Raw genomic sequence first — 7,974 nt, 5'->3', positions numbered from 1 at the left:
ATCGACGACTCGTTCACCTTCGGTGATCCTGCCACGCTGCCCATGGACCCGATGGAGTACGCGACCCGGCAGGCGCAGGGCGAGTTCGTGGTCCTCGAGGAGAAGGACAACACACTCGTCATCGGCGCCGGCATGACCACGCAGCGGGCCGACTACTCCCTGCAGTTCAACATGGGCATGAGCTTCGCCGAGTTCCACGGCCCCGTGCCCAAGCTGGACAAGATGGGCATCCTGGACCGGGCCCTGAAGTTCCTGCTCCGGATGAAGCCCGGGCACCCCGTCCGACGCGTCAACTGGTCCCTGACCGTCAACCCGCGCCTCGAGACCTCGGTGGAGACGCTCCCGGACTGGGCGCCGGACCGGGCGAAGGTCACGCCCGAGAACGCCGGGGAGATGGTGTACCTGCGGATCGAACTGCAGCCCCTGCACCGCCTGCCCCGGTCCAACGCCATCGTGTTCCCGGTCCGTACGTACCTCGTCAGCCTGGCCGAACTGGTGGAGCACGCTCCGGACTGGGCGAAGCGGATGCACCGGGCGCTCGCCTCCCTGGACCCCGAGCTCGTCGACTACAAGGGCTTCCACCGCTACCACGCGGCCGCCGTCGAGTGGCTCTCCCGGCACGACGACGGTGCTCCCCTCGCCACGGGCTACCCCTGGATCGAGGGTGGCATCCAGCCCGGCGACAGCTGAGGCGGCTCCTCCTTCCCATGGATGACGGGGTGCCCGCTGATGCGGGCACCCCGTCGTCATTTCCCGCTCCGTGCGGACGTCGGGTGCGAGCGCCGTGCTGCCCCGACGGTTCAGGCCTCGGGGAGCGCCGCGAAGGCCTTCTTCGTGTCGTTGTACCAGCCCAGGCCCTTGATCGGGTTCCTCCAGCGGCCCTTCATCGCGTCGCGGGCCGCCTGGTGCTGCGTGTCGCCGGCCTTGACCGCGTCCTTGAGGTGCTGGTCCTGGGCCTGGATGACGTCGTCCGCCGTCTCGCCGTGGAGCGCGAGGTCGCAGGGGCCGCCGAGCTGCTGGCAGGTCATGGTCTTCATGGTGATTCCTTCTGGTGCGGTGGATGGGAGGCGGGCCGGGAGGGCCTCGTACTGATGACGGATGGGGCGGCACGAATGTGACCGCCCGGCGCCGGCGCGGGGAACGGATTATCTCCGGTCGGCGGCGGCCCGTCGGGTCAGCGCGGCCAGGACGCCCGCGTCGGCGCGGAACGTGATGCTTTGGACCACGCCGTCCGCCACCGTGAAGTCGAACGCGACCCGCGGCGTGCCGAGGTGGTACCAGGCGGCGCCGGGGCGGGCCTGGACGAAAACGGGGAAGGCGGCCTTGGCCGCTCCGTCGAACATCGCGGCCACGCGCTCGCGGCCCTCCAGCCGCACGGGGGTGCCGGCGGCGATCGCCTCGGCGTCGGCGCTCACGACGACGTCGGGCGCGAGGAGGTGCACCAGGCGGGCGAAGCTGCCGCCACGGGAAGCGGCGAGGAACGCGTCGACGACCTCCCAGTCGGCCGGTGTCTCCGCCGGGGCGAGGCCCGAGACCTTCGAGCGGGCCCTCGACGCCAGCTTGCGTGCGGCCTCCGACGACACCGAGAGGACGGTCGCGATGGTGCGGAAGTCGACGCCGAAGGTGTCGTGGAGGATGAACGCCACCCGTTCCGCGGGAGAGAGGCGTTCGAGGACCATCCGCAGGGCGACGCCGACGGAGGCCGCCTGCACCACCTGCTCGGCCGGATCCGGGGCGAGCACGGAGGCCGGCTCGGGCGCCGCGTCCACCGGCTCGGGGACCCTGGAGCGCAGGCGGTCCAGGCACAGGCGCGTGGTCACGACCGTCAGCCATGCCGGCACGCTGTCGATCACGGTGTCGGTGCCGTGGAACCGGAGCCACGCCTGCTGCACCATGTCCTCGCCCTCGGCCCGGTCATCGAGGATGCCGGCGGCGATCCGCACGAGGCGCGGGCGCTCCGCCTCGAACTGCGCGGTCAGGTCCATGCGGTCCACCCTAGGCTGTGCTGCGGGCGGACGCAGGAGCCTGGCCACTACGGCGAGAACACTGGGGCGACGGAGACGCGCGCCTTCTCCTTCGAACTGAAGGAGCCCGATCCGAAGCCCGTCGACGGTCCCGCCTCGCTGGGCCCGGCTCCTCGCTGAGCCGATCGTAGAGCGCCCCTCGGCGACCGGTCAGCCGAGGATGGACAGGGCCCCGGGGACGCTCTCGATGGTGACGTCCATGGCGGCGTCGACGGACTTCACTTCGCCGTCGAGCTGGTAGGGCAGGGGCTTGAGGGTCGAGAACCGGTACCGGCTGAAGCTCGGCTGGTCGCCCAGCCCCTGCGTCGTCGCCCGCAGGGCGGTGAGCAGGATCCGCCACTTGGCCATGTGCGGGAAGGTGATGACCTCGAACTTCCCGTCGGTGGGCTGGTCTCCGGCCTCGCTCAAAGTCGCGTACTTGGCCATCTGGGAGATGTTCGCGAACACCAGGCTGTCGAAGGGGCGGCGCTCGCCGTCGCTCTGACGGATCTCGAAGGGCCTGAACTTGCGGAAGGTGCGTGCCACGGAGAACATCTCCTTGATGGCGCCCTTGCTGCCCTTCTCCAGGTCGATCGCCACGACGGGGGTCAGCCCGAATCCGATGTAGGAGTGGGCGTACATCGCGTCCGTGTCCGATGAGCCGATGCTGATGCGCAGCACGTCGATCGTGCGCACCTGGCCCTCGATGATGGCTTCCGCCAGTGGCTTCCGCCCGGTGACGCGGCTGTGGTCGTTCGCGTTGCCGGCGGCCAGGACCGCGCAGACGGCGTCGTCGCTGCCGCTGGACATCACTCCGTTGACCACCTCGTTGTAGCCGCCGTCCCCGCTGACCGACACGATCAGGGCGTTGCCGGCCGACGCCGCGTCCCGCGCGAGGTCTATCGCGTGCCCGGCGTGCTCCGTGGGCTGCAGGACGACCTTCGTCTCCGGCAGCGCCGGCACGAGTTCGCCGGACAGCTCTTCGGCGAGCGCGGGGGCGTCTCCGGTGCTGTTCGGATTGAAGATGATGGTGATCGTGTCGAACCTGCGCGGCGTCTCCATGGTTCTGCCTTTCGGGATCGGGAGTGGGATGGGACGCCAGGGGCCCCGGACTGCACGAGTCCGGGGCCCGCTGACGCCGCTCCTGTCCTGCGGGATGCAGGCGGGAGGGATCAGGCGCGTGCGGTGGTCCGCTTGGTGTCGCGGGTGAGCAGCAGGGCCAGGGCGATCATGCCGACCCCGAGGAAGAAGTGGAGCCAGTTGTCCGCACCGTTGAGGGGTACGAAGTTGCCGGCGGAGTTCTGGTCGATGACCAGGCCGTAGATCCACAGCACGAGGTAGATGATGCCGCCGTACAGCAGGTAGGAGCGGGCGCCGCTGATGGTGCGGGCCATCGCGATCCCGGCCACGCCGAACAGCAGGTGGACGATGTTGTGCAGGATCGACACCTGGAACAGGCCGAGGAGCAGGGCCCCGGACTCGTGGCCGGCGAAGCTGAGCTGGTCGTACTGGCTGGTGATGCCCGGGATGAACCCGAGGAGCCCGACGAGCAGGAATACCGCTCCGACGGCGAGTGCTGCTTTCTGGACGGTGGTGCGGGTGCCCGCGCGGGGCGTGTCTGCAGTGGTCATGGTTGTTCTCCCAGGTGGTGCGAGTGGTGCCGCTGCGCTGTGCGGTTGCTCCGGGTGGCGCGGCGGAGGGTCGTGGACGGTGAGACCTGCCGGAACGACGGCGCGTCCCGTCCTGGAGGGACGCCGTCGCTGGTCGATCCCGGCGCAGTAAGCCTACTTGGTATCTCCGGCGGCGTGAACTGGATCTTCGGGCAGCCTGCCGGATGGTGCCGGGAGCGGGCGGAACGACGGCGGGGCGCCCGCTGCTGCGGACGCCCCGTCGGTCGGTCAGGCTGTTCGGGTTGTTCAGGAAAAGCTACTTCGTCAGGTCCACCCGGTAGGTGTTCGTTGCCGACCCGTCCTCGCTCGTCACCGTGACCACGGCGGTCCTGCCGGCGCCCGAGGGCTGCGTCACGGACACCGTCGCGTACGGGTCTGCCGGGACGGCGGACACGGACGGGACCTTGCCCCGCGACGGCACCGAGTAGCTGGTGACCGTGGGATCGAAGCCGGCCACCGGGGTGCCGCCCACGCTGATGGAGGCTAGGTCCGCATCCGAGGACTCCGCGGGAACGGCCCCGAGGACCTCGATCTCGCTGACCACCATGTGGGTCTGCGAGCGGGCCGTCATCACCACGCGGATGCTCGACGCCGTAACGCCGTCCAGCGGCAGGGTCACGGCAGGGGCGGGCGAGCCGGCCGGGACGCTGACCGGGCCGCCGGCGTCGGTCCACGCACCATCGGCGCCCTGGACCTGCAGCTGCAGGGTCTGCGCGTAGCTGTCCGAGGACCCGTCGCGGAAGAAGTGCACGACGACGCCCCCGAGGGTCTGTGCCTCGGGCAGTGTCACGGTGAGCGTGTCGGCGGTGTTCTTGGTGCCGGAGCGCCAGTTGGACCACGCCTTGTCGCGGGTGTCGCCGTTGAACAGGCCTGCCGTGCCGTAGCCCGGCTCGGTGAACGTGGTGCTCGCGGTGGTGCCGCCGTCGTCGGCCACGTTGTCCAGCGTGCCCGCGGTGACCTGGATGCGGACGGTCGCCGGGAGCGTGCCGCCGTTGCCGGCGTCGGCCGTGCCGGTCAGTTCGTAGACGCCGGGTGCGGGGTAGCCGACCGCGGTGTTCCACGTGACCGGACGCTCTGCGGTGCCGCCCTGGCTGCCGACGGCGGTCACGGTGGCGGGCAGTTCGGGCAGTCCGTTGACCACGGCCTTGGCGCGGGCCGGTTCCGTCGAGACGAGGGTGTCCACGGTGACGGTGAGTTCCACGGGGAACTGCGTGCCGGTGACGTCGGTCGCGGTGCCCTTGACATTGACGGTGCCGGGCTTCCTCCAGCGGTTGTCGTTCGGGATCTTCCACTCGACGGGGATCGCTCCGCGTGCGCCGTCGCGGTACACCGGCGTGACGGTCTCCGGCAGCACGGGTGCCGTGCCGGGGACGGTGAACGCCGTGGTGCCCTGCACGGAGAGCACGGTCTCGTCGATCAGCGTCCAGCGCTGGTTGGCGCCGGAGTTCGCGAGATAGAGGGTCACGGGTGCGCCCTCGGTGGTCTTCCCGCCGCCCACTTCGAGCAGCAGGCCGGTCTCGGCGTTCACGAACGTGTAGGTGCCGTCGCCGGTGGTGGAGGCGATCCATGCGGCGCGCGGGTTCGTCCCTGCGGGAGCGACGACGGCGGCGCCGCCCTCGTCGGCGAGCTGCGAGGCGCCGTCGAGGGTGGTGATCGAGTAGCGCTCGCGGTTGCTGTCGTCCTCGCCGAGGCTCGTGAAGCGGAACAGCTGGTTCGCGTCCGCGGGGTCGCTCGCGCTGATGACGGCGGTGCCGCCGGTCGGCTCGATCGACTTGCCGCTCTGCACGCCCTGCAGCCGGTACACGTGGCCGTCCTGGAGGGCGGCCGCGTCCTCCGCGACGCCGGAGACGCCGTCGACCACGAAGGTGGTGACGGACTCGGCGGGCGCGGTGACGACGGCGGAGCCGTTCTCGATCGCGACCGGTGCGCCCTCGACGAGCGCGCCGTTGACGTCACTGACCACGGGGGTCACGGTGGCGCCGGGTGCGACGGACCCGAACTTCGAAAAGTCGAGGACCACGGGCTTCGCGTCGGTGGACTCGTTGATGTGGACCACGGCGGCGCCGGTCCCGGTGATGGCGGCGGTGGTGTCGTCGTCGTTCACCTGCACCAGGCGGTCACCGGGCTGGATGTAGTGCGTGTAGTTCCGCACGGTGTTGAACTTGGTGTTCGTGTAGATGGGGCAGCTCTCGAGCGTGTCCGCGTCGGTGCAGTCGAAGGGCATCTGGATGCTGCCCCAGTTGGCGCCGGCAGCGCTCTCGCCGCCGGGCTTCATATTGTCGTAGTCCTCGACGGGCTGCCAGAACACCCAGGCACTGGGCTCGAGTTCGCGGAGGTCGTCGGTGATGCGCTTGGCCATGCCCAGGCCCGGCTCCATGCTGGTGAAGCTCTGGCCGTTGCCCCAGGAGCCCTCGACCTCGCTCATCCACAGGGGCTTGTCCTCGCCCTTGGCGATGTCCCTCACGGTGGTGCGCTGGCCGGTGCCGTAGGTGTGCACGTTGAGCTGGTCCACGAGGTCGCGGACGTCTGCGGGGTAGCTGTTCCAGTTGGTGGCGAAGATGCCGGGGTTGGTCTCGTCCATCGCGGAGATCGTCGCGTCGGTGCTGGCGGCGTCGAGCTTCGGGGCGAGGTTCTTCAGGACCTGCTGCTGGAGCTGCGGGCCGATGTGCGCGCCCTCCTGGCGTCCGCCGACCGGCTGTCCGCTCGCGTCGAGGCGGGTGCTCCAGTAGTTGGTGTTCGGCTCGTTGAACGGGTCGAGCGTGTCCACGGTGATGCCGTGGGCGTCCTCGAGCTCCTCGACCACGCGGACCAGGTAGGAGTTGAAGTCGTCGATGCTCTCGGTCCTCAGCTGGTCCTTGTTGGCGTCGAAGCCGCCGGAGACGTAGCCGCTGACGGTCTGGAACCAGGGTGGCGAGTTGCTGAACGCCTCCCAGTGGGTGATGTCCTGTTTGATGCGGTCGATCCACCAGCGCTGCGTGGCATCCGCCTCGAGGTTCCAGTCGGCGGGGTCCTCGGGGTCGAACCAGTCGGTGTCCTCGCGCGTGGTGCCCTCGGGTGCGTTCCACCAGCCCTCGACGGCGCCGCCCGGGCGCAGGTAGTCCTTCACATCGGGGGCGTTGCCGCCGCCGATGTTGTACCGGGCGATGTTCAGGTTCAGGCCCTCGGGCCCGAACACCAGCTCCGCGAGGCGGTTCCGGATCTCGTCGGGGTAGTCGCCGGTCGCGTTCGCGAACCATACGAGGCTGGTGCCCCAGCCCTCGAACTCCTCCCCCTGGTAGGAGGGGTCGGGCGTGAGGGTCAGCGCGCCCTCCGGGACGGCCGGCGGTGCGGGCGGGGCCGGAGGCGCGGCCTGCGCCGCACCCCCGATCAGGGAGGCGGCTGCCAGGACGGCGGCCACCCCCGTGGCTGCGGCCTGGGTGGCGCGCCTGGATCGATTCGTCATTGAACGTGTTCCTTCCAGCAAGGGTGGATACTGCGGTGGTCCTAGGTGGTGCGCGAGACCTTCCTCGTGAGGACGGCGACGGAGCGGGGAGCCAGCTTGGACTCCTCGCCCGTGAGGATGTCGCCGTCGACGCCGGTGATGTCCACCGGCTCGTCGGTGCGGTTGATGAGGAAGACGTAGTCGGCGTCGTCATCGGTGCGCAGCACCTGCTCGACGGCGCCGCGCAGCTCGGCGGGCAGCTCGCTGGTGATCCCGGCGCGGGCGGCGAGGTCCGCGAGGACGGGCTCGAGGCCCGCGGTACCGAGGCGCGCGCCCACGTAGGCGGCGCTGCCGGAGCCGACGGTGTTGCGCGTGACAGCCGCATCCCCGGCGTGCTCGCCGGTCGTGTAGCGGGTGAGGACCTCGACGCCGTCGGCGCGCGGCAGGACGCGGTCGGCCCAGAGCGTCGCCGTCGTTCCGTTGTCCAGGGAGACCTCGTCGCCGTCGAGCAGGGGACCGAACTCGTCGATGCGTACGCCGAGCAGGTCCGCTAGGGCTCCTGGGTAGCCGCCGAGCCAAATGTGGTCGTTCTCGTCGGTGATGCCGCTGAAGTAGCTCGCCACAAGGTGCCCACCGTTGCCCACGTACTCCTCGAGGCGCGCCTTCAGCGCGGCCGGGACGGTGTGCAGGATGGGCGCGACGACGAGGCCGTAGCCGGCGAGGTCGGTCGCGGAGGGGACGACGTCGGCGCGGATGCCGAGGGCGAGGAACGCCGAGTACCAGTCGAGCGCCTCCTGCTTGTAGCGCAGGCGGTCGGACGGGTGGGAGTCCTGCTCGGAGGCCCACCAGGAGTCCCAGTCGAAGAGGATCGCGGCGGGGG

The 7,974-nt window shown here is 70.4% G+C and carries 7 protein-coding genes; 1 reads left to right on the top strand and 6 read right to left on the bottom strand.

What is annotated here, in order from left to right; genetic code table 11:
- Positions 1-690, top strand: a 690-nt coding sequence (locus tag CVO76_RS14110; RefSeq protein WP_208739782.1) for a heme-dependent oxidative N-demethylase family protein, incomplete at its 5' end; no start/stop codon positions are given.
- 110 nt (positions 691-800) lie between these two features.
- Here CVO76_RS14110 and CVO76_RS14105 read toward each other — a convergent pair.
- The 6 genes from CVO76_RS14105 to CVO76_RS14080 all read right to left on the bottom strand — a co-directional run.
- Entirely contained in the window at positions 801-1,037 is a 237-nt protein-coding gene (locus CVO76_RS14105) for a hypothetical protein (RefSeq protein WP_133080152.1), read from the bottom strand.
- Positions 1,038-1,145: 108 nt separating this feature from the next.
- On the bottom strand, positions 1,146-1,985 hold the full coding sequence (locus CVO76_RS14100; protein WP_208739781.1) for a sigma-70 family RNA polymerase sigma factor: 840 nt from the start codon (positions 1,983-1,985) through the stop codon (positions 1,146-1,148).
- Between the two features lie 189 nt (positions 1,986-2,174).
- A complete protein-coding gene (locus CVO76_RS14095) occupies positions 2,175-3,065 on the bottom strand; it encodes a diacylglycerol/lipid kinase family protein (RefSeq protein WP_208739779.1) in 891 nt (296 codons plus the stop codon).
- Positions 3,066-3,175: 110 nt separating this feature from the next.
- A complete protein-coding gene (locus tag CVO76_RS14090; protein ID WP_208739777.1) occupies positions 3,176-3,634 on the bottom strand; it encodes a DUF4383 domain-containing protein in 459 nt (152 codons plus the stop codon).
- 295 nt (positions 3,635-3,929) lie between these two features.
- Positions 3,930-7,115 (bottom strand): glycoside hydrolase, encoded by a 3,186-nt coding sequence (locus tag CVO76_RS14085; protein WP_208739775.1) that lies wholly within the window; start codon positions 7,113-7,115, stop codon positions 3,930-3,932.
- Between the two features lie 41 nt (positions 7,116-7,156).
- Positions 7,157-7,974 (bottom strand): beta-galactosidase (locus CVO76_RS14080; protein WP_208739773.1); only part of this gene is annotated, 818 nt, incomplete at its 5' end.

This window comes from Arthrobacter agilis, assembly GCF_002953615.1.
Taxonomy (GTDB): Bacteria; Actinomycetota; Actinomycetes; order Actinomycetales; family Micrococcaceae; genus Arthrobacter_D; species Arthrobacter_D agilis_B.
Note: the sequence above shows the minus strand (reverse complement) of the source record. Positions and strands in the feature narration are given on the sequence as shown.

Bases quoted from the DNA above. Each gene is read 5' to 3' on its own strand.
- CVO76_RS14095 (WP_208739779.1), bottom strand. From the start codon at position 3,065: ATGGAGACGCCGCGCAGGTTCGACACGATCACCATCATCTTCAATCCG.
- CVO76_RS14105 (WP_133080152.1), bottom strand. From the start codon at position 1,037: ATGAAGACCATGACCTGCCAGCAGCTCGGCGGCCCCTGCGACCTCGCG.
- CVO76_RS14090 (WP_208739777.1), bottom strand. From the start codon at position 3,634: ATGACCACTGCAGACACGCCCCGCGCGGGCACCCGCACCACCGTCCAG.
- CVO76_RS14100 (WP_208739781.1), bottom strand. From the start codon at position 1,985: ATGGACCTGACCGCGCAGTTCGAGGCGGAGCGCCCGCGCCTCGTGCGG.
- CVO76_RS14085 (WP_208739775.1), bottom strand. From the start codon at position 7,115: ATGACGAATCGATCCAGGCGCGCCACCCAGGCCGCAGCCACGGGGGTG.